Source organism: Streptomyces sp. ATLC9 (assembly GCF_057196705.1).
The window spans coordinates 1-1,368 of record NZ_JBXUOY010000504.1; the positions used below are offsets into that span (position 1 = coordinate 1).

General features: G+C 71.7%; 1 protein-coding gene. It reads left to right on the top strand.

Annotation, left to right across the window (positions count from 1 at the left end; all coding sequences use genetic code 11):
* Positions 1–248 precede the first annotated feature (248 nt).
* Positions 249–1,040: a thioredoxin domain-containing protein gene (locus AC2CJA_RS26670; RefSeq protein ID WP_484605212.1), complete on the top strand. Its 792-nt coding sequence runs from the start codon at positions 249–251 to the stop codon at positions 1,038–1,040.
* The last annotated feature ends 328 nt before the right edge of the window (positions 1,041–1,368 follow it).

The window sequence follows — 1,368 nt, forward strand, 5'->3', positions numbered from 1 at the left end:
AGCGGGTGCTGGAGCACGAGCGCTCCAGCGACGAGATCTTCGCCACGCTGTGCACCGTCGACATCGCGCCGGACGGCCGGCCGGGCCCGGGGCCGTGTGCTCCGCCCCGCCCACCGCGCCCGCGCGCACCGCGCGCTCCCCCTGCTGACCCACTCCGTCGTACGGCGCGGACCTCCGTGCTCCGTGGCCCTCGCCGCCTGAGCACCACCGCCCCCACACATCACGCACCGGACACGGAGAACACACCCATGAGCAAGCGCAACAGCCAGGAAGCCAAGCGCGCCGCCCGCGAGCGGCTGCGAGCCGAGCGGGAGAAGCAGGCCAAGAAGGACAAGCTGCGCCGCCAGGCGGTCGTCGGCGGCTCGGTGCTGGCGATCCTCGCGGTCGCGGGCGGCGTCGGCTTCGCCGTCGCCAACATGGACGACGGCGGCAGTGAGAAGTCCTGGGCCGCCGCGGCGGACAAGAAGCTGGTCGAGCCGGCCAACGCCGCCGGGGAGAACGGCACGACCGTCCTCATCGGCGACGAGGGCGCCAAGAAGACGATCGACGTCTACGAGGACATGCGCTGCCCCGCCTGCGCCAACTTCGAGCAGGCCCTCGGCGGGACGCTCAAGAAGGGCGCGGAGGACGGCAAGTACAAGCTGCAGATCCACCTCGGCAGCATCATCGACGGCAACTTCGGCGGCGACGGCTCCAAGAACGCCGCCAGCGCCCTGGGCGCCGCGCTCGACGTGAGCACCGAGGCGTTCAGCGAGTACCACTCCCTGCTGTACTCCGCCGAGCACCACCCGCCGGAGAACCAGGACAAGTTCGCCGACAACGACTACCTGCTGAAGGTCGCCGAGAACGTCGACGCGCTCAAGGGCAACCAGGAGTTCGAGACGGCCGTCGAGAAGGGCACCTACGACAAGTGGGCGCTCGAGATGATCGACAGCTTCAACGAGGCCGGCGTCCAGGGCACCCCGACCGTCCGGATCGACGGCAAGGACGTCGAGGTCAGCAAGCTGCCCGCCGAACTGGAGAAGCTCGGCGTCAAGTGACCGGCCGACGGCCCGGCGGCCCCCTCGCGGTGCCGCCGGCGCCGGACCTCACCGGCCCGCCGGTGCGCCTCGGGGACGGCGTACCGGCGGGCCGGTTCTGTTCGGTGCGGCGGTGCGGTGTGACCCGGCGCCGGTACGGCCGGGTGCGGTCAGGTGCGGCTCGCGGCGCTTTCGGGACAACACCGTTCGACCAGTGGGCGAACTCTTTCCGGCGCCCTGTCCCGTAGCTCTACCGGCACGTAGCATCTGCGGCCGTGACCGACACCCACACCGCATCCCACACCCCTGCCCCCACGCGGCGCACGGTCGTCGCGGCCACCGCCGCGAC

Bases quoted from the DNA above. Each gene is read 5' to 3' on its own strand.
- AC2CJA_RS26670 (WP_484605212.1), top strand. From the start codon at position 249: ATGAGCAAGCGCAACAGCCAGGAAGCCAAGCGCGCCGCCCGCGAGCGG.